At 36.8% G+C, this 24351-nt stretch carries 25 protein-coding genes; 11 read left to right on the top strand and 14 right to left on the bottom strand.

Annotated features, from left to right (window positions below; translation table 11 throughout):
- Positions 1-2 precede the first annotated feature (2 nt).
- From JKP34_RS07130 to lpxB, 6 genes are all read right to left on the bottom strand, one after another.
- Entirely contained in the window at positions 3-773 is a 771-nt protein-coding gene (locus JKP34_RS07130; protein ID WP_201919130.1) for a hypothetical protein, read from the bottom strand.
- Between the two features lie 273 nt (positions 774-1046).
- Complete coding sequence (locus JKP34_RS07125) at positions 1047-1667, bottom strand: hypothetical protein (protein ID WP_201919129.1); 621 nt, start codon at positions 1665-1667, stop codon at positions 1047-1049.
- Between the two features lie 66 nt (positions 1668-1733).
- Positions 1734-2333 (bottom strand): Crp/Fnr family transcriptional regulator, encoded by a 600-nt coding sequence (locus tag JKP34_RS07120; protein ID WP_201919127.1) that lies wholly within the window; start codon positions 2331-2333, stop codon positions 1734-1736.
- Positions 2334-2464: 131 nt separating this feature from the next.
- Positions 2465-3379 (bottom strand): helix-turn-helix domain-containing protein, encoded by a 915-nt coding sequence (locus JKP34_RS07115; RefSeq protein WP_201919124.1) that lies wholly within the window; start codon positions 3377-3379, stop codon positions 2465-2467.
- A 6-nt stretch (positions 3380-3385) separates the two neighbouring features.
- Positions 3386-4252, bottom strand: coding sequence for an oxidoreductase (locus JKP34_RS07110; protein ID WP_236664910.1), 867 nt, complete (start codon positions 4250-4252; stop codon positions 3386-3388).
- 148 nt (positions 4253-4400) lie between these two features.
- Positions 4401-5507, bottom strand: coding sequence for a lipid-A-disaccharide synthase (lpxB, locus tag JKP34_RS07105; RefSeq protein WP_201919122.1), 1107 nt, complete (start codon positions 5505-5507; stop codon positions 4401-4403).
- A gap of 343 nt (positions 5508-5850) precedes the next feature.
- Between lpxB and JKP34_RS07100 the strand changes: the two genes are divergently transcribed.
- The 6 genes from JKP34_RS07100 to JKP34_RS07075 all read left to right on the top strand — a co-directional run bounded on the left by JKP34_RS07100 (position 5851) and on the right by JKP34_RS07075 (position 10940).
- A complete protein-coding gene (locus tag JKP34_RS07100) occupies positions 5851-6447 on the top strand; it encodes a sterol desaturase family protein (protein ID WP_236664909.1) in 597 nt (198 codons plus the stop codon).
- On the top strand, positions 6444-8294 hold the full coding sequence (locus tag JKP34_RS07095; protein WP_201919120.1) for a 3-oxoacyl-[acyl-carrier-protein] synthase III C-terminal domain-containing protein: 1851 nt from the start codon (positions 6444-6446) through the stop codon (positions 8292-8294). The genes JKP34_RS07100 and JKP34_RS07095 overlap by 4 nt, the downstream gene beginning before the upstream one ends.
- A 12-nt stretch (positions 8295-8306) precedes the next feature.
- Positions 8307-9203, top strand: coding sequence for a DUF6999 family protein (locus JKP34_RS07090; RefSeq protein WP_201919118.1), 897 nt, complete (start codon positions 8307-8309; stop codon positions 9201-9203).
- 141 nt (positions 9204-9344) lie between these two features.
- A complete protein-coding gene (locus JKP34_RS07085) occupies positions 9345-9782 on the top strand; it encodes a DoxX family protein (protein WP_201919115.1) in 438 nt (145 codons plus the stop codon).
- A complete protein-coding gene (locus JKP34_RS07080) occupies positions 9775-10224 on the top strand; it encodes a MarR family winged helix-turn-helix transcriptional regulator (RefSeq protein ID WP_201919113.1) in 450 nt (149 codons plus the stop codon). The genes JKP34_RS07085 and JKP34_RS07080 overlap by 8 nt, the downstream gene beginning before the upstream one ends.
- 83 nt (positions 10225-10307) lie before the next feature.
- Positions 10308-10940: an NAD(P)H-dependent oxidoreductase gene (locus tag JKP34_RS07075; protein ID WP_201919111.1), complete on the top strand. Its 633-nt coding sequence runs from the start codon at positions 10308-10310 to the stop codon at positions 10938-10940.
- Positions 10941-10982: 42 nt separating this feature from the next.
- Here the strand turns inward: JKP34_RS07075 and JKP34_RS07070 are convergent, their stop codons facing one another.
- Both JKP34_RS07070 and JKP34_RS07065 read right to left on the bottom strand, forming a co-directional pair.
- A complete protein-coding gene (locus tag JKP34_RS07070) occupies positions 10983-11789 on the bottom strand; it encodes a sulfite exporter TauE/SafE family protein (protein WP_201919109.1) in 807 nt (268 codons plus the stop codon).
- 68 nt (positions 11790-11857) lie between these two features.
- Positions 11858-13384, bottom strand: a complete 1527-nt coding sequence (locus tag JKP34_RS07065) for a helix-turn-helix domain-containing protein (RefSeq protein ID WP_236664908.1) — start codon at positions 13382-13384, stop codon at positions 11858-11860.
- Between the two features lie 162 nt (positions 13385-13546).
- On the opposite strand from JKP34_RS07065, the gene aceB reads away from it, so the two are divergent.
- The 4 genes from aceB (at position 13547) to JKP34_RS07045 (ending at position 17176) form a co-directional block, all read left to right on the top strand.
- Positions 13547-15142: a malate synthase A gene (aceB, locus tag JKP34_RS07060; protein WP_201919106.1), complete on the top strand. Its 1596-nt coding sequence runs from the start codon at positions 13547-13549 to the stop codon at positions 15140-15142.
- Positions 15143-15190: 48 nt separating this feature from the next.
- Positions 15191-16468 (top strand): isocitrate lyase, encoded by a 1278-nt coding sequence (gene aceA / locus JKP34_RS07055; RefSeq protein ID WP_201919104.1) that lies wholly within the window; start codon positions 15191-15193, stop codon positions 16466-16468.
- Positions 16469-16581: 113 nt separating this feature from the next.
- Positions 16582-16833 (top strand): hypothetical protein, encoded by a 252-nt coding sequence (locus JKP34_RS07050; protein ID WP_201919102.1) that lies wholly within the window; start codon positions 16582-16584, stop codon positions 16831-16833.
- Between the two features lie 202 nt (positions 16834-17035).
- Positions 17036-17176, top strand: coding sequence for a hypothetical protein (locus JKP34_RS07045; protein ID WP_201919099.1), 141 nt, complete (start codon positions 17036-17038; stop codon positions 17174-17176).
- A 134-nt stretch (positions 17177-17310) separates the two neighbouring features.
- Here the strand turns inward: JKP34_RS07045 and JKP34_RS07040 are convergent, their stop codons facing one another.
- Positions 17311-17709, bottom strand: a complete 399-nt coding sequence (locus tag JKP34_RS07040) for a hypothetical protein (RefSeq protein ID WP_201919097.1) — start codon at positions 17707-17709, stop codon at positions 17311-17313.
- Positions 17710-17889: 180 nt separating this feature from the next.
- On the opposite strand from JKP34_RS07040, the gene JKP34_RS07035 reads away from it, so the two are divergent.
- Complete coding sequence (locus tag JKP34_RS07035; protein WP_201919095.1) at positions 17890-18672, top strand: class I SAM-dependent methyltransferase; 783 nt, start codon at positions 17890-17892, stop codon at positions 18670-18672.
- Here JKP34_RS07035 and JKP34_RS07030 read toward each other — a convergent pair.
- Genes JKP34_RS07030 through JKP34_RS07010 form a run of 5 tightly spaced genes read right to left on the bottom strand, consistent with a single transcriptional unit; the run spans position 18635 to position 24337 of the window.
- Entirely contained in the window at positions 18635-19621 is a 987-nt protein-coding gene (locus tag JKP34_RS07030; RefSeq protein ID WP_201919093.1) for a glycosyltransferase, read from the bottom strand. The genes JKP34_RS07035 and JKP34_RS07030 overlap by 38 nt on opposite strands.
- A gap of 3 nt (positions 19622-19624) precedes the next feature.
- Complete coding sequence (locus tag JKP34_RS07025) at positions 19625-20581, bottom strand: glycosyltransferase family 2 protein (RefSeq protein ID WP_201919091.1); 957 nt, start codon at positions 20579-20581, stop codon at positions 19625-19627.
- Positions 20582-20584: 3 nt separating this feature from the next.
- Positions 20585-21106 carry a DUF4199 domain-containing protein gene (locus JKP34_RS07020; RefSeq protein WP_201919089.1) on the bottom strand — a complete coding sequence of 174 codons (522 nt, stop codon included), beginning with the start codon at positions 21104-21106 and terminating at the stop codon, positions 20585-20587.
- An 8-nt stretch (positions 21107-21114) separates the two neighbouring features.
- The gene (locus JKP34_RS07015) at positions 21115-22392 is read right to left on the bottom strand and encodes a dihydroorotase (RefSeq protein ID WP_201919087.1); all 1278 of its coding nucleotides are present in this window, start codon (positions 22390-22392) and stop codon (positions 21115-21117) included.
- 1 nt (position 22393) lies between these two features.
- On the bottom strand, positions 22394-24337 hold the full coding sequence (locus JKP34_RS07010; protein ID WP_201919086.1) for a BatA domain-containing protein: 1944 nt from the start codon (positions 24335-24337) through the stop codon (positions 22394-22396).
- Between the last annotated feature and the right edge of the window lie 14 nt (positions 24338-24351).

Below are 24351 nucleotides of genomic sequence, written 5' to 3'. Positions count from 1 at the left end.
TTCTATTTCCACCATTCAAGATTTTCTGTTTTTCTAGCACCTTCAATATTCATTTTATCAGGACTTGCACCGTTCGCAATCAGAAATATTAACCAACCATTAGATGAATACTTATCAGCCGGTCGGAATTCACTAGACCCTACATCTAAGTCACCTGATAAAGGTATTCTACTATCACCCCAGTTTGCAGTAAGTTTATTGCTGCTACCATATTTTGTCCAATCGCCTGCAAATTGATTGTTATTATACATCGCTGATACACTCCATCGATCGTTATAGGTTAAACTACCTTCTTCGTTTTTGTACCAATTAGTTGTAAAGCGGCCCCTAAATATTCCTGCACTTGAAGAACCACTGTTTTCATAGAATTCATATTGCCCTGCAAGAATTCCGTATCTGTTATATGGGAAGTCTTCTGAAATAAAATAATACGACTCCATCACTTTTATCACACCCTGAAAATCACAAATATTTTCATTCACCATGCTCTTACCGTATACGAGATATTCAAGAGAATCTTTAGGGTTTTTAATTATTGACAAAAATTTTATATGTAGTCGTAGATAATTTTTACCTATAAAGCCAAGCCGTCTTTCAGATGGATTATTAATCCAAAATTTACTCAAATTTTCACCTTTTAGCTCATCTAGATTTGACTTTGTCACCTCATAGTCACTATCTAGATTGATGATATCTTTGTATTTTGACAATTGTTGACAAAGACAAGAAAAGGCCAATGTCAATTGTAAGAATATGGTTAAAGTTAATTTCATATAAGTATTTTCTATAGTAGTCTAATTCACTCTAAAACCCGAATATAAAAACCTTAAGTATATATCCAACCAGATATTAAGATATAGTCATCAGGTATATCTACCATATATTTTAAGTAGCTGGAGGTCAGTCCTTACTTACTCTTTCCGTAATCAACTGAGCTGTTTTATGAGAAGTATTATCATTATTTTCAAAGCTTTATAGTCGGCCACAATAGCACGGATTTAAACCTTAAAAGAAAGAACAGAGGTAATGGCTATAGAAATTTAGCTTTAGAATTTATATCCAAAATGTAGCCCTGGCTCTCCAATGAAAATTTTCGGCCACTTATCATCTATTTGTTTAAACCCATCAGGCATTTCTGTATGAAACGGACGGTGTGTAATAGCCATAGACGGCTCAATAAAGAATCTATCTTTAAATAGCTTAAAATGATACCCCAGCCTATAGGTGTTGAAAATCTGAAATCCATTATCAATATTCTGTCCATCTTCATTCACAAATTTCTGCCAGGCATTCATAACATGAATGCCTGCATATAGTCCCTTCCACATAAATCTCTGATAAGTCAAAGCGAAGCCATATTCTCGAATATATCCGGGAAATTTCTCTTCCGGTGCCTGAAATGATTCTCCGTAAGGTATTCCAAGAGACCAGGCATATTTCCAGGTTTTTAACTCTATAGAAATGGCATCTTTGCCCGTAAGACGGTAACCATAGTTTAACTGCACAAAATCAGGCCTGTTGACGGTGGAAAAATTTCCTAACATAAACAGGGTGCTGCCAATAAAATGTTTTCTGAAAGAACTATCATTCTTGGAATACTGGGCACTCACTTGTAAACTAGTTGTCAAAATAAGGATAAGGCTAATCCTTAGAATTCTCTTTTGCATATCTCTCTCATTGATGTTAGTTGATATAGCAAAAGTAAATTGTCGTATTAGCTGAATTCATTCACTTTAGTTAAGAAATGAATCTGAATATCGATTTTTTTCAACTATCCTGGCTCTTATTCTACTTAATGATTGAGGCTTAATACCCAAATAACTAGCCAACTGATGTTGTGGAACACGTTGCACTAAATCCGGTCTTTTTTCTAACAAATTTAGGTACCGCTTTTCTGGAGACGAAGTTTTAAACGTGTTAAAACTGAGTTGTTCCTTAGCCAAGAGTTCTTCTGAAAGTACTCTGCAAAGTGATTCAAACTTAGGGAACTTACTAAACATTTCAGCGTCCATATCAGGATTAGCCACGGTCAGTATTGTATCTTCTACACAGCTTATATAATATTCTGAATAGTCTTTATTTATTACGCATTGAGGAGTTAAACCCTCCATTTCTGTATAGAAAGCAGTTGTTTTTTCTTCCCCCTCCATCATATAATATACTCGTATACAACCTTTTAGAACAAAATACCCCTGATCTGATTTTTGTCCTGCTTCTAATAAAATTGTTCCTTTCTTAAATGACCGGAATACATCTAAAGAAGTCATGGCATTCTTTTCTTCTTCAGTTAAATCAACATATTTTGATATAAAGTTAAAAAGTAGTTCTTGCATTATATTTTAAGTTTTCACTATACTGTTAGTGCGCTTGCTCACTTCCAATAGTAAGATAATACATTAAAACAAAAGAGCGGTTCAGGTGTAAACTTGAACCGCTCTTGCTTTCTACCTTTTGAGGTATTTTTTTAATTCAAATTCCTATATTCTTTCGGGCTAAACCCTGTCTTTGCTTTAAACAGGTTGCTGAAATGTTGTGGATATTCGAATCCGAGCGCATAACCGATTTCACTAATTGAGCTTTTAGAGTTTAAAAGTTTATTTTTAGCCTTTTCGATTACAAATAAGTGAATATGCTCCTGAGCTGTCTTTCCAGTTTCCTTTTTGAGCAAATCACTCAGGTAGTTTGAAGAGAAATTCAATTCTTTTGCTAAGTATTGAACACTAGGCAAACCTTTTTCATCAATCTCTTCTGTCTCGTAATATCTTTTTAACAGCTTCTCAAATTTCGAAACATAATCAAGGTTCAGGTTAGATCGGGTATAAAACTGTCGATCGTAGAATCTGGTGCAATAGTCTAATAGTAATTCAATATTTGAAATAATTAAATTCTGACTATGTTTATCTATGTTCTGGCTGTACTCTTTCTCTATTTTATCCAGTAGTTCTTCAATAGTTTTTAACTCTTCCTCTGAAAGGTGAAGCGCCTCATTTACTTCATAGCTGAAAAATGAATAGTGGCTAATTTTATCAGCCAGGCCTGATTTTCGAATCAAATCAGGATGAAAGGCCAAAGTCCACCCCTTAGTATTATCGCTATCAGATGGCAGCTCACCTTCAAAAGCGGTTACCTGCCCGGGAGAAGTAAACACTAAAGTGCCTTCCTCATAATCGTAAGAGTTTTTACCGTACATTAAATTTCCACATCCTAACTCTTTAAGTGTAATCTGATATAGGTTATTGATTACCCGAACTCCTTTAAAATCCATTGCCGACTTAAAATCTGCAATTTTTACTACTGAAACTAATGGATGCTTAGGAGCAGCCAGCCCCATAAGTTGATGAGCCTGACTGATTGAGTCTATTATCAATTCTTTTACCATGCTTATTTATTTCATTTGGCTCATGAGAATCTTGTCAAAAGTACTATCACCCAACCATTTTCTCATCGTTACTAATGGCTTCGCTAAAAATCCTTTCAGGTACCTCGTTTTAGGTTTTTTAGTGCTGGCTGCTTTTGCAATCTCTTCGCCTAATACACTCACTTCGGTTAATTTGTCTTTATTCTTGCCTGAAGCCGAAATTACCTTATTAACTAGAGGAGCATAAGGTCCGTTACCTGATACTTTGTTCAGATTTTCCATTGCAATATCACCCCATTCAGTTTGTATACCTCCCGGTTCAACAATTACGACATCAATTCCAAAAGGCTTCAATTCAATTCGTAAACAATCACTCCACCCTTCAAGTGCAAACTTTGTTGCATGATACCAGGCGCCAAAAGGCGTATAAATTTTACCACCCATAGAAGAAATATTCACAATTCTTCCAGACTTTTGTTCTCTCATTTTTGGTATCACCAATTGCGTTATTCGTGCTAAACCAAATATGTTAACTTCAAATTGTCTTTTTGCTTCTTCAATGGGTACTTCTTCTACTGCTCCATAAGAGCCATAACCTGCATTATTAATCAATACATCTATTCGCCCTTCTTTTTCGATAACGGTATTCACTGCCTCTACAATGGTATCATCTTTGGTGAGATCAAGCGAAACCACTTCCATGCCTTTTGCTTTAAGATCATCCATTTTATCGGTACGTCTTGCCATACCATAAACTTTATATCCCTTTGCGTTCAATTTAAAGGCAGTGGACTTACCCATACCTGAACTTGCTCCTGTAATAATAGCTACTTTTTTCATGTTGTCCTTCTCGTTTTTTACTGTTTCATTAATTGTTGATACAAAGGTCAGCATCTTTATTATCAGGGATTTAATGATTTCTCGGAAAGACTAAACGAAATTACAGAAGTTGATTTGAGAGATCAATTGTTTACTTTATCCAGAGCACTGAATAAAGACTTCTTATGTGTAGATATCCTACAATATTTTAAGTAGTTAATAGCTAGTCTTCTCTCACCCTTTCTACTATCAACTGAGCTGTTTTATCGGAGGTGTTATCGTCACCCATTAGAACTTTCAAGGCTTTATAGTCGGCCTCAATAGTTGATCTTTTAGTACCAGAAGGAAGTATAAGGTCTAACTCCCTTTTGAGCGTTTCAGTATTAAAATCAGTCTGGATAAGCTCTTTCACCACTTCCTTACCCATGATCAGGTTCACCAATGAGATGTAATCAACCTTAATAACGCGCTTCCCTATTTGGTAGGATATATTGCTGGTTTCATAACAAACTACCTGTGGTACTTCAAATAGTGCCGTCTCCAATGTGGCCGTCCCAGAAGTAACCAATGCAGCAGTGGCTATATGGAGCACATCATATGCTTTGTCAAAAACCAAGGAGCAAGCTGACTTTTGTGCTACTTCTTTGTACAATGTCTGATCTAAATTGCTCACGCCAGCCACCACAAAATGATAATCAGGATAATCATTAATCAGGCTACTTAACTTGCTGAGCATGGTTTGAACTTCCTGCTTTCTGCTGCCCGGTAATATGGCTATAATGGGTTTACCCGGAAACTGGCTTTTAAAATCAGGCTCAGGTTTGAATTGCCTGATGGCATCTAATAAGGGATTACCTACATAGTCTACTTGGTAATCAAACTTCTTATAAAACTCCTTCTCAAAAGGCAGTATTACATACATATGATCTACAAAGCGTTTGATTTTATAAGCACGCTTCTGATTCCAAGCCCATATTTTAGGAGAAATATAATAATGGACAGGTATGCCGATGCTGTTAGCAAACTTAGCCATTCGCATATTGAAACCTGCATAATCAATCAATATGAGTGCATCAGGAGCAAAAGCCTTGATATCTTTCTTACAGAATTTAATGCGTTTCCTGATAGTCCCCAAATTGGTAACCACTTCAAGAAACCCCATAAAAGCCATCTCTTTATAATGTACTACTAAATCACCTCCGGCTGCCTGCATTTCATCGCCTCCCCAGCATCGTATTTCTGCGGAATCATCCTGCTGCTTTAATGACTTTATTAAATTGCCACCATGTAAATCGCCAGAGCGCTCGCCTGCTATGATGTAGTACTTCATAAATAGAATAATTATCTGATCGCTAATTTAAAGCTTAATTCTCATCTTTAAGCCGTAATTGAGATGTCTTTAATTTCCGTTAACTGAAAGAAAACAATGCAAGTACAACTAATGGCGTTAATCAAGTGTCTTAACAACCTTATTTATATAGGAAATAAAAACCTAAAACCCTTTTATCCATAAATGAGTGCTAAGTATGTTTAATCAGCATATCACAAATATTATATACAATTACTCATACCTACAAATATACTTGGTGGTTATCGCCTATTTCTATTTTTTGTATTTCGGTTTAGCTCCTGTATTTTTATATGTCTGCAAACAACTTGAGAAGCAGGACTTATTGCAGAAAATAATAAAACAGTCTATTCCAAAAACACAGCTGCTTTTTGAGATTAAACACTCTATTCAATCCATCTTTATTTTTGGCTTATCCGCTTTACTTCTAATATATCTTAAAAGACAAGGTGCCATACTGCTTTTGCCTAATAGTTTTATTAACATCATGGTAGGCATTATTATATTAACCATCTGGAATGAAATTCATTTCTTTATAGTACACAGAGTTATGCATCTGCCATTCTTCATGAAGCGTGTGCATAAAATTCATCATCATTCTAAAGTACCTACAGTATTTGCTGTTTATAGTTTTCATTGGTTCGAGGCTTTATTATTGAGCACAGTACCATTAACTATAGCTGTTTTTATTCCGCTGTCGGCTGTGGCTATCTTTTTATATCCTCTGGTAAGCATTCTTTTAAATTTTGCAGGACATTGTAATTATAGGTTTGGCAATGGAAAAGGACCAAGCTGGCGCCTGTTTGGATCAAAGCATAATGCACATCATTTTAAATTTGCAAATCATTATGGCTTTGCATCAGGCATTATGGATAAACTACATAAGCTAATAATCCCAAAAATAAATCAACGTAAAAAATGAATGAGGTTTTTATAACAAGTGCCGGTAGTTTTTTGCCAAACGAAAAGATAGACAATAGTCAAATTGAAGAATATTTGGGGCTAATTAATGGTAAAAAAAGCAGTGTGAAAGAACGAATCTTAAAACAGAATGGAATTGAAACACGCTATTTTGCCATTGACAAAAAACAAAAAACTACACATTTAAATACCGAACTAGCTGCTGAAGCTATAAAAGCGGCTCTGAGTAAAAGTAAACTAAGTGATAAAGACATTGAGTTATTAGCCACAGGTACCACTCAGGGTGATTTACCAATCCCCGGATTTGCAAGCATGGTACATGCCCAACTGGATTTCAACGCCTGTGAATTAGCCAGTTTTCAGAGTGTTTGCGCCAGTGGTATAATGGCATTAAAAGATGTATTCGTCCAGCTCAAAAGCGGAGAAAAGGAAAATGCTGTCTGCGTAGGTAGTGATTTAGCCAGTCGTTTGTTTAAAGCCAGTAGGTTTGAAGCACAGAAGCTCAGCTCCATACCATTCGATACAGAGTTTTTGCGTTGGATGTTATCAGATGGTGCCGGAGCATTTGTGATTGAGAATAAAGCCAACACAACCGGAGTTTCCTTAAAAATAGACTGGATTGAAATAAAATCTTATGCTCATAAATTCCCTTTGTGTATGTACACAGGAAAAAACAGCAACAAAGATGAGCATGAAATCACCTGGCTCGACTATCCTGATTACAGCTCTGCATCAGAAAAAGGCACTATCAACTTAAAACAGGATATTCGATTACTCAATGATGTAGTAAAAACAGGGGTAGCACACTATTTTGAATTAATTGATAAAGGCCTAATCAAAGTGGCTGACATAGATTGGCTCTGCTGTCATTACTCATCAGAATATTTTAAAGCACCTATTAAAGAATTAATGATAAAAGGTGGTGGCGCCATTGCTGACGAAAAATGGTTTAGCAACCTCACCACTAAAGGGAATACCGGAGCAGCTTCTATATTTATTATGCTGGAAGAATTAATGTACTCCAACAAACTTAAAAATGGTGATACCATTTTGTGCATGGTTCCTGAAAGCGGAAGGTTTATCACTTCATTTATGCAACTAAAAGTGATTATTGATGATAAAAAAGAGCAAAAGTCTTTCCCCTTTAGAGAGATAAAAGCACCAAGGCTGAATATCAAAACAAATGAATTATCAGAGTGGCTTGTAAGACAATTATCTCAAATCTGGATAGAATTCGAAAGAGACCTCTTGAAGGTGCCTATCATAAAAAGAATTCATGCAGGCACTTTAACCAAAGAAGAATATAAATTACTTCTTCATGATTTAAGACAGCAGGTAATAGATGGCTCTCAATGGATTTCCAGGGCAGCATCCAACATTGATATTGAAATATTTGAGTTACGCTCAGCCTTTATCAAACACACTGCTGCTGAGCATAAGGATTATCAAATGCTGGAAAAAAATTACCAGAACCTGGGCGAGCCACTATCAGCTATCCAGACTGGTGAAAAAAATATTGGCAGCGCAGCGCTCAGTGCTTTTATGTTTCAGCAGGCAAGCAAACCTAATCCTGTTGATCTTTTAGGTGCTATGTTCATTATTGAGGGCATAGGCAAACGTCTTGCTGCTTATTGGGGTGAAATGATCCAAAGCCAGCTGGGCTTAACTGACGATCAAGTGTCATTTTTCACCTACCATGGTGTGGCTGATGAAAAACATTTTGAAAATCTGGAACGAGCACTAGAGCATCCCTATATGAATGAGCACTTGGCAAAAAAGATAGTTAAAACAGCAAAAATAACTGCCCATTTGTATAAAATGCAGCTTGAAGAACTAGGTAATTATTAAACGATTAAAAAGATGAGCTCAAAATCCTTTGAAGAGTTTACGCATGATACCAGAGACCCTAATCCCTGGTTAGCTTTGTACCTTGATAATAGTGTACCTATAAATAAAACAACAAAACAGGCCCTATTAGCAGATAATAACTCTCGCTCAGTAAGGTATCTGCTGCCCTTGATCACCTTCTGGTCGAAGATTACTATGTTTTTTATACACATCTTTAAATTCTTCTTTCCGAAGTTATTTAATTCATCAAGACTATTACACAGAATACTTGCCTGGGGATTGAAAAATTTTGTTAGCCCTAATGCCAACCTGTTAATTTTTAGACATTTTCATGTTGGAAGTGAGATTCTGCAGTTTATAGCAGGAAATATTGAAGGCGTTGAATTGACTACTAGTCCTTTAAAGCCACGTGACTTTAATGATGTTAAGGAAGATCTTTTTCTCAACCACGACCTCAACCTTTACAACTTTGTTATCAAGCTTAATAAACAGCTTAAAGAAAAGGATGTGATCATAAAAAAGGTAGAGAAGCTCAATACTCAAATGATTAGTGAAGATCAATTTGATCATATTGAATTCCCTAACAGATGGAGCAATATATTGGATCTAAGATCTTCAATAGAGTTATTCACTCCTTTTTATCAATTATTCCTTACAGCAAACGATTTTGTTAGAGCCACAAACTCTCTACAGTTAGATGAGACCATTGCCATTTATACAGCTCAGATTCTAGGAACACCCTCTCACTTAGGCTTAGTGAACAACAAACACCCAATGGTGCCAACAACCTCTTACAGAGCAGCATATAATTTAGTGCTTCACGGCCTTGCAGCTGAAACGCTTCATGAAATACTTGTAAACCTTAAAAAAGAACAATACAGGGATGGTATAGTAACTCCTACCGAATGATTAAACATCACTTGAAAGCACATAGATTACCATTTAGATATAAAAAGTTTGTTGCTAAAGCTAAGCTTTAGATAAAATTAGGTAAAACGCAAAACCATTTTTACATTTGTATCGTACACGATATAATTGTAAACGATATTTATGCAACACTATATTAAAACAAGCACAGCACAGAACATTTTTAGAATCTTACTAGCGCTATTTATGATTTACGCAGGTGTGAGTCATTTGTCCTTCAATCGGGTAGATTTTCAGGCGCAGGTGCCCGACTGGGTTCCTTTGGAAAAAGACCTGGTGGTTATCCTATCAGGAATTGTGGAAATCATTTTAGGAAGTGCCTTATTATTATGGAAGCAGCAGCGGGTCTATGCTGGTTGGGCATTAGCGATATTTTTCATATTAATCTTCCCTGGAAACATATCTCAATACCTAGATGGCGAAGATGCTTTTGGCGCACTCAACTCTGACAGTGCTAGATTAATCAGGTTATTCTTTCAGCCAGTATTAGTAGTTTGGGCCTTGTGGTCCTCAGGCGCATGGAAGGCATGGAGAAACAGAAAACTTAATAGTAATGGATAAACCAGAGTTATTACTGGAAAATCAGTTATGCTTCCCGATTTATTCAGTCTCACGGCTAATAACACAGGCCTACCAGCCATACCTTGAGCCACTGGGATTAACCTATCCTCAGTATTTGGTGATGCTTGTTTTGTGGGAAAATGATGGGGTATCCATCAATCATATTACGAGGAAATTATTGCTCAACACCAATACAGTTTCACCTTTACTGAAGCGTATGGAAAGCCAATCACTATTGCAAAGGAAAAGATCTGAGCAAGATGAAAGGACTGTCATTATTGAATTGACCAAGAAAGGCAGTGCTTTGAAAAATGAAGCTGCAGAAATACCGCACAATTTATTAGCTGCCGTGTCATCTGAAAACATGTCAGCAGAAGAAGTGAATCAGCTTAAAAATACACTCTGTAAATGGATGGATGCACTGAGCAAACCAAAACAATAGTCTATTTATAAATCATATTTCAAATTTATTGACATCAGAAATTCTCTGGTGTTCGATGTTCAATTTTCAACATAAAATTCTATATGGAATTATTAGATAAGTTAAACTGGCGTTATGCCACAAAAGCCATGAATGGCGAAAAAGTATCACAGGAGAAACTAGATAATATCATTGAGGCTGCTTCTCTGGCCCCAACATCAAGCGGTTTACAGCCTTTTGAAATTATCGTTGTTACCAATCAAGAGGTAAAAGACGAAATCAGGAAGATTGCCTGGAACCAGTCTGTCGTTTCTGATTGCTCACACCTATTGGTTTTTGCAGCTTGGGATAATTACACAGAAGATCGCATCAACTATATGTTTGATTTGGTAAATGAAGTGAGAGGTTTCAAAAATGAAGGTTGGGAGAATTACCGCCAGCAATTACTCGGTCATTATCCGAAAAGGTCATCAGAAGAGAATTTCAATCATGCTGCAAGGCAAGCTTATATCGCATTTTCTCAAGCACTTTCCGCAGCTGCATTTGAAGGTGTTGATAGTACGCCTATGGAAGGCTTCGATACTGACGCTCTGGATAAAATCCTAAAATTAGAAGACAAAGGATTAAAGAGTTGTGTGATGTTACCTATAGGCTACAGAGATGCTGACAACGATTGGTTAGTAAACTTAAAGAAAGTACGTAAGCCAAAAGAAGATTTGGTAAGTGTAGTAGATTAAGTCAAGTGAAAGAGGTTTGGCAAATGCCAGACCTTTTTATTTTTACAAAAGCAACTCTTTAACAAGTATTAAGCAGCCCATTGCTAACACAAACCATCCAAAGCCCTTCTTTAATTGCTGACCATTTACCTTTTCTGAGAAAAATGTTCCAATGAAAATACCTGCTCCAGCAATACCCGCAAATTTTAAAAGAAAAATCCAGTCTATCGGAAGCCCCACTTGTAAATCTCCCGTAAAGCCAATTAAGGAATTGACAGCAATAATAAGTAAAGAGGTACCAATTGCCTTTTTCATTGGTAGTCTGCCAAAAATCACAAGAGCAGGAATAATTAGAAATCCACCACCTGCTCCCACCATGCCTGCCAGTAAACCTACTATTATACCTGCAAAAACCATCAGTAAATAGTTAGACTTTCCTGAAGTATGATCAGGGTTTACAACTTGTTCACCACTGCCTCTTCGGATCATAGAAATAGCCGCTATAACCATTAGAATCGCGAAAAGTAATAAAATACCTAAATGTTTATGCACATCAAATGCGCCTACTGTAAATAATACTTCAGGTAGATTTGGCACCAGATAAAGACGTGTTAAATACACAGTGGATAAAGCGGGAATGGTAAAAACCGCTCCTGTTTTATAGGCAACCAGTCCTTTTCTTGCATAGCTAATACCACCAATTAAAGCAGAAAGGCCTACAATAAAAAGAGAATAGGCAGTAGCCAAAATAGGATCAACACCAAGCAGATAAACTAAAACCGGAACGGTCAATATTGAACCGCCTCCTCCAATTAGCCCGAGCGAGATACCTATAATAGCTGCACATATAAATCCTATAATTTCTATCATTCCCTTTTTTGTTTGTCACAAAAGTAGCTTGATCGCCTACCAACTTTAGTAACAATTGTTACGCACATTTAGCTCTCAGTGAGTGCCTTCAAAGCAGCCTTCATGGCAATATTTTTCTGCTTGGTTTCATAGCGCTCAGGTGGCGCAGCGCGCTCCTCGCAATTTCTTAGAGAGCAGGTCTCACAGGTTTCATTTACCACACGGATAGGAATATTCGGATCGTTCCAAAACTTCAGTTTCTGCTTCAAATTTTTATTGATCAGCATGCCAATTGATACACTACTATTAGGCACTGAAGGATTCTCCGATACTTTCGCCAGCGTAATAATCAGATACTCATTGTCAGAATCAGCATATTTACTCCTTTGACTTTTGCAGATCACTTTTTTATCACCAACCACATTCATCTTTTGTAATAACTCAATGGATATCCACCTGCGGCAATAATGCTCGTCTAAAGCCGTACCATGTGGATTATGCAAACCTGAAAGATGCATTTCTTTAGTGAGTTTGAATTTATCCTCATTCTTGGTAAACCTTAAAAAGAATAGCTCTCTTATTCCGAAATGGCGAGGCAATAGATTAGTCATTCGGTGAAGCAATACTTCCGGGGAACACTGGTATTTATCCAAATAACTCATCAATAAATCTGCATCAAGAGCATCTTGCTTGAGCCATTTTTCAAGATCTTGCTTCACCAAATCTTCATCCAGCAAAAGTGCACATGAGAAGTACGAAGCTTTAAAATTATTTAACAATTCCTCGAAAGAGCTTACCTCAATCCAGGTAGTAGTTTTTGGTCTGGGCTTAAGTTTAAGATAGGCATAAGCCAGCTCCTGCCCTACTGCAAAGCGCTGTTGTGCTTCATTTAAAAGAGGATTTAAGAGCAGTCGCTTTTTATCTCCTTCCATGAAAATCGTTCTCAGTTTGGCAAGCTCTACCTGACTGCCCAAACTTTCTTTATCAATGGAATAATTAAAATCATTTATTAAAATGGAAGCCAGCGTCTCATAAGAAAGCCCTTCCTCATCCGGCTGTACATACTTCTTTTTAAAGGCTTTAACAGATTGCTCCAATTCCTCAAAGTAATTATCATACATCTCCTGGTAAGAGCGCAGCATATTATAATAGAGGTTTTCCACCTGCATACCATAGTTCCTGCTTATTTCAATAATGGTACTTAAGAAAGCACCTAATTTGGCTGGAGCATTACTAAGCATTTCCAATAATACAGCAGGCTCCAGCCCAAACATTTCTAAGGGTAAATCAGAAAGTAGATTCGATTTCAAAAGTTGGCTTACAGGTGCCAGGTTCTTACTGAGCTGAAGGGAAATCAGCCAATCATAACTTACGCCTAAAGATTCAGCAAGCTTCGCTATTTTCTCCGTTTTAGGATATTTCTTGCCTTTCTCTATTTCATTAAGGTATGAGGCACTTAAGCCTGTATCCTTACTAAGTGCAGCAAAGGAAAGACCTTTTTCCTGCCTGAGCTGCCTAACCTTAAGCCCAAAAATGAGCCTTATATTTTCTTCTGTAACTTCCATGTTGTTAACATTTTCTGGCGAATCATCATCAAAAGGCTCTACACTAAGCAAGCGAATAAAAAAACTTTATTTTTTTTTATCTCCGCTTTTCATGCCCTGCTTACCGAGAAGCCATTCGCTAATATAGCGAATAATTTTCATTAGCGAATATTCGCTTGTTTAATAATTTTCGCTTCCCTAAGTTTGATTCATCATCAGCAAAAAATTAAGACAATGGAAACACTATCAGCAATAAAGCCCAAAGCAAGAAACACTCAAGAATTAAAGCATGCCTTATTAACTGATGAGGCCAAAAACTTTTTGCTTGAATTACACGAGCGCTTTGATGAAAGAAGAAGAGCGCTTTTGGAAGCCAGAAAATCACAACAACGCGCTTTCTCTGCAGGTGAGCAACCTGATTTCTTAAGAGAAACCGCACATATCCGTTCTGATAAAAACTGGCAGGTAGCGGAATTACCCGAAATACTGTTAGATAGAAGAGTGGAGATTACAGGCCCCGTTGATCGTAAAATGATCATTAACGCGCTAAACAGTAAAGCTAAAGTTTTCATGGCTGATTTTGAAGATGCCTCTTCACCAACTATCGAAAATATGTTGGATGGTCAGCAAAACTTATTTGATGCCATTAGACACCAGGTTGATTTCACCAACGAGCAAGGCAAAAGCTATACTTTAAATGAGCAAACAGCTACGCTTAAAGTAAGACCAAGAGGTTTGCATCTGGTAGAAAAGCATTTCGAAATTAATGAAAGACCTATAGCTGCTTCATTATTCGATTTCGGTCTTTACTTTTTCCATAATGCACATGAGTTGCTAAGAAGAGGTGCAGGCCCGTACTTCTACCTACCAAAACTAGAGCATTACAAAGAAGCTGAATGGTGGAATGATGTTTTTGAATACGCTCAGGAAGCTTTAGGCCTTCAGTCTGGAACAATCAAAGCTACAGTTTTAGTAGAAACAATTACTGCTGCTTACCAAATGGAAGAAATAGTTTATTCTTTGCGTAAGCACATGGCCGGCTTAAATGCCGGTAGATGGGATTACTTATTCAGTGTAATCAAGCAGTTCAGAGACAGACCAGAATATATTTTACCTGATAGGGTAAACCTGACGATGACCGTTCCATTTATGAAAGCTTATGCCAATTTATTGGTACAGGTTTGCCACAAAAGAGGTGCGATGGCTATCGGTGGAATGTCCGCTTTCATTCCTTCAAAAGATGAGGAAACCAATAAAGATGCTTTACAAAAAGTAAGAAAAGATAAAACCATTGAAGCAACAGCAGGCTATGATGGCAGCTGGGTAGCTCACCCAGGTTTAATCGACACCGTATATGAAGTATTTGATGACGTGCTTCAAGGCCGCAAAAACCAAAGAGAAGAGAAGCGTGAAACATTATGCGTTGAGGCCAAAGACCTTTGCTCTTTCGATGACACTTTCGGTGTAATCACCGAAAAAGGGGTGCGCATGAACATCAACGTAAGCTTACTATACATTGAAGCCTGGTTGCAGGGACAAGGAGCTGTAGCGCTTTACAACTTAATGGAAGATGCCGCTACCGCAGAAATCAGCAGAGCCCAATTATGGCAATGGTACCATAACCACATCAGCTTCAAAAATGGAAAGATTTTCAACAGAGCACTTTTCAAAAGATTGGTAGCCGAAGAATTAGAAAAAGTGAAAGCCATGTTACCTCAGGAAAGACTGGATACTGCCAAGATTGATTTAGCGGTTATCCTCTTAGAAGAACTGGTAATGGATTCTGACTTTGAGGAATTCTTAACGCTAAAGGCATATCCATTTTTATAAGCCTCTTAATTAATAGAATTAATCATTAAACCTTAAATAATAACAAAGATGACTACGCAAGAAAAGATAAATGAATTAGTACAAGAATGGTCTACCAACCCAAGGTGGAAAGGTGTTGAAAGACCTTATACAGCAGAAGAAGTAGTGAAACTACGTGGTTCTGTGAAAATCGAGCACAGTTTAGCTAAGCACGGTGCTGAAAGACTTTGGAACCTATTAAAGTCTGAAGAATATGTAGCTGGCTTAGGAGCTCTTACAGGAAACCAGGCCATTCAGGAGGTTCAGGCCGGATTAAAAGCAATCTATTTAAGCGGATGGCAAGTAGCTGCAGATGCGAACCTAGGTGGCCAAATGTACCCAGACCAAAGCCTTTACCCTGCCGATAGTGTACCGAGTGTTGTAAAGCGTATTAACAATGCCCTATTAAGAGCAGACCAAATCCAGTCGGTAACTGGTGAAGGTGATGTACATTGGTTAGCGCCAATTGTTGCAGATGCAGAAGCAGGCTTCGGTGGCAACTTAAATGCCTTCGAATTAATGAAAGGCATGATTGAAGCCGGAGCAGCTGGTGTTCACTTTGAAGACCAATTGTCGTCTGCTAAAAAATGTGGTCACCTGGGCGGAAAAGTATTAGTACCTACTCAGGAAGCTATCAACAAATTGGTTGCCGCTCGTTTAGCAACCGATGTAATGGGTACGCCCACTATAATCATAGCCAGAACTGATGCAGACGCTGCTAACCTATTAACAAGCGACATCGATCCAAGAGATCACGAGTTTATTGAAAGTGGTGAAAGAACTGATGAAGGTTTCTTCAAAGTAAAAAATGGTTTACAGCAAGCTATCAGTAGAGGTTTGAGCTATGCCCCTTATGCCGACCTTATCTGGTGTGAAACTTCACATCCTGACTTAGGAGAAGCAAGAGAATTTGCTCAGGCTATTAAAGAAAAGTATCCTGATAAGATGTTGGCTTACAACTGCTCCCCTTCATTCAACTGGGCTTCTAAACTGACACAAAATGAGATGTTAGAGTTCAGAGAAAAATTAGCTGAGATGGGTTATAAGTTCCAGTTCATCACATTGGCAGGTTTCCATGCCTTAAATACGGCTATGTTCGAAATCAGTAAGGCCTACAAAGAAGAAGGCATGGCTGGTTACTCTAAACTGCAACAAAAAGAGTTTGCGCTTCAGGCAGATGGCTTCAAAGCTGTGAAGCACCAGGCATTTGTGGGTACCGCTTACTTTGATATGGTTCAAAATACAGTAACACAAGGAAAAGCTTCTACTACCGCCTTGAAAGGTTCTACTGAAGAAGCTCAGTTTTAGCAATTAGAAGACAATATGTTTTGTTTTGATGGTTAGAGTGCTCGCAAGGGCACTCTTTTTTTTGTTTGCATGTGGAAAATAGCTAACTTATAATTAACCTAAAAGAGATGGATATGGATTCAGAATTCTATGGAAAAAATGTTAAAGAGGCAGTCGATTGCTTTACCAATAACATGGAACAATTAGCCAAGAAAAAAGAAAAGTTCTTACTTGAAAATGAAATTGTATTCAATAAGTCATATATCTTGAATTACAATAGCAAGAGAGCGTCTTATCGCATATTGAATGACTTGGTTTTGGAAGAAATGGGTTCAAATATAGATGAGATATTCAGGGAATGTTTTAAAAGTTTAAATAATGGTTAATTTGAAGATTCCTTGAAAAAGGGAATCTTTAAGTAGAAAACTAGTTTTCTAGTGTAATTCATTTTAACCACCCGTTAAAATAGAACAGATCCCCGATAAATTACTTCGTTACACTTCTTAATTTTCGGGAATGACGATATAATCAAAACTTATTCTTTTAAGCTAAATTCTATTATCTTGAATTGAATTAACAAACAAAATTATGGGAGGTGGAATAGGATTTACTAGAGCAGGAATGGATGGCATGAAGAGTAATAGAGCTCTATTAAAAGATTCGCTTAATAGAAACTTAACTCAAAAAGGAGGCAAGAAAGGACCAAAAAATCAAAATATAAAAAGCTGATCCTGAGGTGTTAAAAGTTATAAAAGCTAAAGCGCAAGCCAATAGAAAACGAAATACTGTTATTCTTTTGATAGGTGTTGTGCTGATTATTGTTTGTCTTGTATTGCTTTTTGGGAGCTTGTTCTAAAAAAAAGCTACCCCATATAATCACCGGTTTTCTGACGACACTCTTTGGCTTTTTTGTTGACAATTACTTTCCAGAAAGGATTACGAAAGAAGAGTATAAATTTAACGCCAAAATTATGTAAGGCTTTATTAATACCACTTGAAAAGCCATGGGCATTTTTAGGCATTACTACATATTCATAACCGAAACGAGCCGTAACCTCATCCATACAAGGGTTACCATACAAAATGCTTTTGGTATCATTTGTATAGATACTCAACAAACGCCTGGGCTGCTTTTCATTCTTAGGAATTAAATCAGGTTCACGCTCAATTTTCTCAGTAGAGTTTTTCTTATAGTCTATTTGGGCTGCTCCACTCAGACTATATAAAACACATATGACTACTAAAAAACACCTTACACACATGCTACAATAATGGTGATTTTCCGTAAATGAAACCTAATAAAACTGCTTTTATTTGATTAAACACACATTATCTTTGCTTAGATCTACTCAACAAAAGATTAACTTCAAACAATAACTTATTTGGTAAAGCATCACAAATTCTAGAAAGACCATTAACTTTGCGCACATTATAAATGATGTATGAAGTACCTAATTAGTTTTATTCTTCGGAATATTCCTCGAAAATATATTCAGTTAGTAAGTGGGGTTGCCCTAAAAGTAATTGGTCTGTTCTATAGAGGAAGCAACGTTTATTGCCCCATCAATAAGAAAGGATATCGTAAGTTTTTACCTTATGGCAGAGTAAATCCTCGTCCTAATGCTTTATGCCCCGATACACTTTCATTAGAAAGACATCGTCTCATCTGGCTATATCTGGAAAATAAAACTGATTTCTTTAAAAGTAAACTGAAGATGCTTCATGTGGCACCTGAGCAGTGCTTTATGGATAGATTTGAGGAAATTCATGGTGAAAATTACATCACAGCTGACATTGAATCACCGCTTGCCAAAGTGAAAATGGACATACATGACATTCCATTTTCTGAAAACACTTTTGATGTCACCTTTTGTAATCATGTAATGGAACATGTTGACGATGACCTTAAAGCTATGGGTGAGTTACATCGGGTGCTAAAACCTAATGGGTGGGGAATTATACAAGTACCTTTCTTTCCTCCTATTCCCGATGAAACTTTTGAAGATGCCTCAATTACTGACCCGAAAGAGAGAGAAAGAATTTTTGGACAGGATGATCATGTCAGGCTTTACGGAAAAGATTATCCTGACCGATTGAGAAAGGCCGGATTTACAGTTGATGAAGTAGATTACATTAATGAAATTCCGAAGGAATGGATAGAGAAATATGCTTTACCAAAAGATGAAATTATCTATTTAGTCCGGAAGGCTTCGGTTGTACAATAAATGTGAATAACTCTTTCAAGAAACCTAAGCCGTATGCGATTAGTTGGGTGAAAGCAGCAGCAATACTTAGAAAGGCTACTTTAAAGCTATTGCTTCTAAAGAGAGCATCAGCAAAAATCATTACACTATAAAAGAGAAACAGCCCAAGTGCTACATTACCAATAGCATTATTGTAAGATTTGATGAAAGGAACAGCAATAAGGCCTAAAGTGAATGCCAAAGGAAAAAAATGCATAAGCTTCAATTCTGACTTATAGAAACGGAAAATATTAATCCTTCCCCTCCCAAAAAAGAATAGCTGCTTGTAAAATTGAGCTAAACTGGTTCTGCGCTTATGATATACTTTGGCATCAGGAATTAAACCCATTTTAAAGCCAGCCTTTTCAATTCTGATACTGAATTCCAGGTCCTCTGCCATTCGGGTTATGAGATAGCCTCCTGTTTTATCAAATACTTCTTTTGAAATCCCCATATTAAAGCTCCTTGGCCTAAAAGTACCAACCTGAACTTTACCTCCACGAATTCCTCCTGTAGTAAAGAAGGAAGTCATTGAATAACTGATAGCCTTTTGCGTAGTAGTAAAAGTATCTAGCGCGGCATCCGGGCCTCCAAAGGCATCCCAGCTATGTTCATCAAGGGCTTTTTCAACCACTTCGAAATAATCTTCAGGTATTATGCAGTCTGAATCAAAAACAATGAAATAATCACCCTTGGCTTTTTCAAAACCAAAGTTGCGGCTAAAACCTTGGCCAGAGTTCTCTTTAAAATAATATTGCAGATTTAGCTGATCTGTAAATTTTTCGCAGACCTTTTCACATTTCTCTGTAGAACCATCCTCTACAATTAACACCTCAAAATTTGTAAATTGTTGCTTAGTAAGGCTCTCCAAAAGCTCATCAACCTCGTTCGGTCTATTATAAACAGGGATTATTACAGAGTAAAAGCGCATAGATCAAACTTCCTCTTCTACTATATAATCTAATTTTTTAGGTGAGTTCATGGTGATCATCTCCCCAATAAAGCCCGCCAAAAATAATTGAACTCCTATGATCAAAGCCACCAGTGCCAAAAAGAAAAGTGGTTGATCTACAATTTCCCTCACCGGCATATTGTTATGAATTTCGTAAAACTTCTTGCCAACCACATAGCCCGTTACTAAGGAGCCAAAAATAAATGAAAGGGTACCCAAGGCACCAAAAAAGTGCATCGGGCTTTTCTTAAACTTAGAAACAAAAGTGATGGAAAGTAAATCCAAAAAACCAAATAAGAAGCGCTCAAGCCCATATTTAGTCTCACCATATTTTCTAGCTTTATGCTGAACCACCTTTTCACCGATATTGGTAAAACCACTCCACTTGGCTATAACAGGTATATATCTATGCATTTCGCCATACACTTCAATATTCTTTACTACCTTCCTTTTATATGCCTTAAGTCCACAATTGAAGTCGTGCAGTTTAATTCCTGAAATCTTTCGAGTTACGTAGTTGAAGAATTTAGAAGGAATAGTCTTGCCAATGGGGTCATGTCTTTTCTTTTTCCAACCCGATACTATGTCATAACCTTCTTCTGTAATCATTTTATACAGTGCAGGAATTTCATCAGGACTGTCCTGCATATCGGCATCCATTGTGATCACTACATCGCCTTTTGCTGCATTGAAGCCTGTATGAAGAGCAGCCGATTTACCATAATTTCTGGCAAACTTAATACCTCTTACTGATACATAATCTTTTGATAGCTTATTGATGATGTCCCAGGAATCATCTCTGCTGCCATCATCAACCATAATTATTTCAAACGCCCACATCGGATGTTGAAGCATTACATCATGAATCCATTTGGTTAATTCAGGAAGCGATTCCTCTTCATTAAAAACCGGTATAACTAAACTTATCGCGTAACTCATATATTAGGCTTTAGGCTCGTTGGTACGCATGAATAATGAAACCAACGGTGTTACTAACATCCCTATGATGATGTTATTTGTACTTAGACTCCCTATAATCCTTGTGTTAGACGATTCACTAGACTTTAGATACTCCTTATAACCATCTTCCCCAAGGTTTTCAACCAGCATATCCTTACCTGCCATTAGTTTCTCCATTATCATCTGACGGTATTCATCAAAATAAACTTCATCAAAAAAGTTAGCATATATTACGAGGAACGAAGCAAATAAGATGGTGAAGAAAATGGTATATAACATACCAACACTAAAGCCCTGCCAGAAGCGCAGACCAAACTGATTCAACTGCTTAAAAGCCTTAATGGCCAAAAACAAGAAAATAGCAATTAGTGGCCCTATAAAAACAATATTACTTGTATATACCACAGGGTTTTTATCAATGAGAATTGAGATAAAAAACATGAGGAAGATGAAGAAAAAAGCAATAATGCTATACCTAAGGCTTACTTTTAGTATTAAATTCATATAAGATATTAGTTGAATAAATCAGATAAAAATGTTTGTCCGTTGGCAATAAGTGCAACAGGCAAAGCATCAAACTGTTCTCCAATAAAAGGGCTATTATTACTTTTTGATTTATTTGTTGATTGATCAAAAGTCCAGCTTGAATCCGTGAAAAAGGTTAAGTCAGCTATTCGCCCTTTCTCGATGGCAGACTGCTTAACGCCTAGTATTGCTTTCGGATTCTCGTTGATACACTTTAAAAAGATATTTAACGGAATCTCATCCTTTAAATATTTATGATAAAGCGGATAGAGAATTTGTGTTCCCATAATTCCAAAAGCGGCTAAATCGAACTCCATTTTCTTGTGGTCCTCATCATAGGGCTGATGGCCTGAAACAATAACGTCAATCACTCCATCCTTCACGCCATTAACTAAAGCTTGCTGATCAGCTTTGCCTCTTAAAGGTGGCAACAATTTGTAATTTGTATTAAAACTTTCGAGCAAACTATCATCTAATATTAAATGATGAATGTTTACATCGCATGTTACTTTTAAGCCCCCCTCTTTGGCTGACTTAATAAGATTAAGACTCTTAGCTGTGCTGATGCAACTGAAATGAATTTTACCTCCTGCATACCGCAAAAGCTCCAAATCACGCTGTATCATGATTTCTTCAGCCACATTAGGAATTCCTTTTAAGCCCATTCCGGTGCTGGTAATACCTTCATTCATTTGGCCGAACATTGCCAGTTTTCTGTCCTGCGGAAAATTGATCAACAGGCCATCAAACTTTTGCAGGTATTGTAAAGTCTTTACCAGTAGGTCACTGTTCCACATAGGATTAGCACCATCAGTAAATGCTCGGGCTCCGGCAGTATGCAGATCGAGCATCTCATTCATCTCCTCACCTTCACAATCTTTTGAGATAGCCGTTGCGGGCAATATTTGCGTTAGCTGTCCTATATTCTTGGCTAAAATTGATTTAATATCTGCTTTTTGCTGAATTACAGGATTAGTATTAGGCATTAATAGCGCATAACCAAAACCTCCATATTTTAAAGCTTCAGAAAGGCTCTCTATATCTTCCCTATACTCTTCGCCTGGCTCACCACTAAATACTTTCATATCAAGCCAGGAAGTTGAAGCTTTCAGATTAGGAACATTAATTATTCTATCAACTTTAGGAGTTTCTTCGGTAGAATGAATATCTTTTATCTTTCCGTCTTCAATTAAGATATTCACCTTTTGCTCATGGAAGGAGCTATTAGAATCTATTATTTCAACTTCTTTAAAGTATAAGCGCATCTTACTTATAAAAACGGATAATTAAAACCTCTGCTAACAAACTCAACAAAGCTAATATTAAGAAGTATTTCCACAAAGGAAAACCTTCTTTGCTTTCAGTAATGTACTCATTTAGTTTATCAAAGCCCGGTTCATTAATAACCTTAACATTTGGTTGATCACTAAATAGTGTATTAAGCTCTGCAATAGTGTAGAAACCTTCTTTACTCTCCTCCTTCGGATAATTAAGTGCCAAGTGACCATATATGGAGTCTGTCTTAGCATTTAACACATTATAAAAACCAGGTTCTAATTCACCTTTTGGAATAATGATCTCTTTGCCAGAACCCTTCTCACGCTGATCAGGTATTAACGCTTTACCATTATTGGCTAATTTAATAATTACGCCATTTGATATACGCATATAGCTTAAATCTACTAGCTCCTCATCTAAATAATGATAATGGACACTACTTTCACCTTGATTGGAAAAAGCCATTTTATAAAAAACTGGTAGGAAAATAGCTGTTTTTGGAAAGTCGGTATATGCCTCGGTAAGTTCGGTACTGAATAAATAAATGTTACTTTCTACAACTGATAAAAAAGGGCTACCATCCTTAAAACTTAGTAAATTATTACCCTGTCTCCAGTTAATCAAGGGCTTTGCGACAGGCATATCAATAAGCTCTTCCTTATTTTTAAATACATTATTAAAAAATGGATTGTTAAAATCAGGATTAGAAAGCTCTACCTTTTCATCAATATTTCTCCTCTTGGCATCAATGACACCAAACTTTTCCAGTTCGTTTAAGTCAACAAAATCTTCAGAAGGGATTAGCACCAATGTTCCTCCCTGCTGCGCAAACTGGCGAAGCAACATTAAAGACTGACTGGAAAGCGTTCCACCCAATTCAGCCACTAAAAAATCATATTGCTCCAAGGCCTGGAATGAATAATTAGCGATATTGGATTGCTGATAATCAAACAACTCATTACCACTAAAGAGAGACTTTATATAGTCATTGGGATTTTTATTAAACAGGTAAAGAGTTTTGAGGGCTTTTTGCTGGCTCAAGCTAATAAAGAACTCATTATCGTAAATGCTGGACTGTTCATCAGTTTTTAATACTAGCGACCTATCTAAATCAGTGCTTTGTATGGGTAAACTAAAATTCAAGCTGTTTATTGATTCATTTAACTCTACAGCACTGTTACCTACATATTGGTCATTTTCTATAATTGAAATGTCTGTTCCTAACTTACCCGACCTGCTATAAACGTTTATCATCAACTTATCGTTTGTAGCCAACCCAGACTGATTCTTAATCCAAATTGAATCCCACACAACTGTTTTAGGCACTTCTTTGTGGACAGGTACCAAAACTATATCAACAGTTGTATCCCTCAATAAGTCCATATTATCGTCTATTACATTCTTCTGAAAATCACTGAACAATATAAGTTGCTTTGATATTTTCTGAGTTGACATCAGTTCCTTCAGGTTAAAGCTGGTTAATGAACTATTTACCTCAGGTATTTCGAAAGCCTGCACATCATTTCCAGTCGCATCAATAACTTTAATCTGCAGGTCACTATATCGTTCACTCAGTTTGTTAACAATATCCATGTGATCTTCCAACACTGTATTTGAATTACCTTCAGGAATAGTCAAATTTGAGGCGCTGTTGTCAATAATACCAAGGGATACATCAGCAAATTTTTCTTCCCTATCAAGAAATGGCTGCGCTAAACAGATGATAAAAAATGTTAAGAATAAGAGTCTACTCAATAAAATAAGGAGGTGTTTCAGCTTTCGATTTTGTTTCTTTTCCTCATCAACCTTTTTTAAGAAAGCTACATTACTAAATAATAGCTTCTTATATCTCCTAAATTGAAATAAATGGATAATGATAGGAACAATAAGTAAGGATAAAAGCCAAAATGCCTGGGGCTGATAGAAATTCATGAATTACAAATTAA

It is taken from the genome of Marivirga atlantica, assembly GCF_016734805.1.
Taxonomy (GTDB): Bacteria; Bacteroidota; Bacteroidia; order Cytophagales; family Cyclobacteriaceae; genus Marivirga; species Marivirga atlantica.
Note: the sequence above shows the minus strand (reverse complement) of the source record. Positions and strands in the feature narration are given on the sequence as shown.

Bases quoted from the DNA above. Each gene is read 5' to 3' on its own strand.
- JKP34_RS07130 (WP_201919130.1), bottom strand. From the start codon at position 773: ATGAAATTAACTTTAACCATATTCTTACAATTGACATTGGCCTTTTCT.
- JKP34_RS07125 (WP_201919129.1), bottom strand. From the start codon at position 1,667: ATGCAAAAGAGAATTCTAAGGATTAGCCTTATCCTTATTTTGACAACT.
- JKP34_RS07120 (WP_201919127.1), bottom strand. From the start codon at position 2,333: ATGCAAGAACTACTTTTTAACTTTATATCAAAATATGTTGATTTAACT.
- JKP34_RS07115 (WP_201919124.1), bottom strand. From the start codon at position 3,379: ATGGTAAAAGAATTGATAATAGACTCAATCAGTCAGGCTCATCAACTT.
- JKP34_RS07110 (WP_236664910.1), bottom strand. From the start codon at position 4,252: ATGCTGACCTTTGTATCAACAATTAATGAAACAGTAAAAAACGAGAAG.
- lpxB (WP_201919122.1), bottom strand. From the start codon at position 5,507: ATGAAGTACTACATCATAGCAGGCGAGCGCTCTGGCGATTTACATGGT.
- JKP34_RS07095 (WP_201919120.1), top strand. From the start codon at position 6,444: ATGAATGAGGTTTTTATAACAAGTGCCGGTAGTTTTTTGCCAAACGAA.
- JKP34_RS07090 (WP_201919118.1), top strand. From the start codon at position 8,307: ATGAGCTCAAAATCCTTTGAAGAGTTTACGCATGATACCAGAGACCCT.
- JKP34_RS07085 (WP_201919115.1), top strand. From the start codon at position 9,345: ATGCAACACTATATTAAAACAAGCACAGCACAGAACATTTTTAGAATC.
- JKP34_RS07080 (WP_201919113.1), top strand. From the start codon at position 9,775: ATGGATAAACCAGAGTTATTACTGGAAAATCAGTTATGCTTCCCGATT.
- JKP34_RS07075 (WP_201919111.1), top strand. From the start codon at position 10,308: ATGGAATTATTAGATAAGTTAAACTGGCGTTATGCCACAAAAGCCATG.
- JKP34_RS07070 (WP_201919109.1), bottom strand. From the start codon at position 11,789: ATGATAGAAATTATAGGATTTATATGTGCAGCTATTATAGGTATCTCG.
- aceB (WP_201919106.1), top strand. From the start codon at position 13,547: ATGGAAACACTATCAGCAATAAAGCCCAAAGCAAGAAACACTCAAGAA.
- aceA (WP_201919104.1), top strand. From the start codon at position 15,191: ATGACTACGCAAGAAAAGATAAATGAATTAGTACAAGAATGGTCTACC.
- JKP34_RS07050 (WP_201919102.1), top strand. From the start codon at position 16,582: ATGGATTCAGAATTCTATGGAAAAAATGTTAAAGAGGCAGTCGATTGC.
- JKP34_RS07045 (WP_201919099.1), top strand. From the start codon at position 17,036: ATGGGAGGTGGAATAGGATTTACTAGAGCAGGAATGGATGGCATGAAG.
- JKP34_RS07040 (WP_201919097.1), bottom strand. From the start codon at position 17,709: ATGTGTGTAAGGTGTTTTTTAGTAGTCATATGTGTTTTATATAGTCTG.
- JKP34_RS07035 (WP_201919095.1), top strand. From the start codon at position 17,890: ATGAAGTACCTAATTAGTTTTATTCTTCGGAATATTCCTCGAAAATAT.
- JKP34_RS07030 (WP_201919093.1), bottom strand. From the start codon at position 19,621: ATGCGCTTTTACTCTGTAATAATCCCTGTTTATAATAGACCGAACGAG.
- JKP34_RS07025 (WP_201919091.1), bottom strand. From the start codon at position 20,581: ATGAGTTACGCGATAAGTTTAGTTATACCGGTTTTTAATGAAGAGGAA.
- JKP34_RS07020 (WP_201919089.1), bottom strand. From the start codon at position 21,106: ATGAATTTAATACTAAAAGTAAGCCTTAGGTATAGCATTATTGCTTTT.
- JKP34_RS07015 (WP_201919087.1), bottom strand. From the start codon at position 22,392: ATGCGCTTATACTTTAAAGAAGTTGAAATAATAGATTCTAATAGCTCC.
- JKP34_RS07010 (WP_201919086.1), bottom strand. From the start codon at position 24,337: ATGAATTTCTATCAGCCCCAGGCATTTTGGCTTTTATCCTTACTTATT.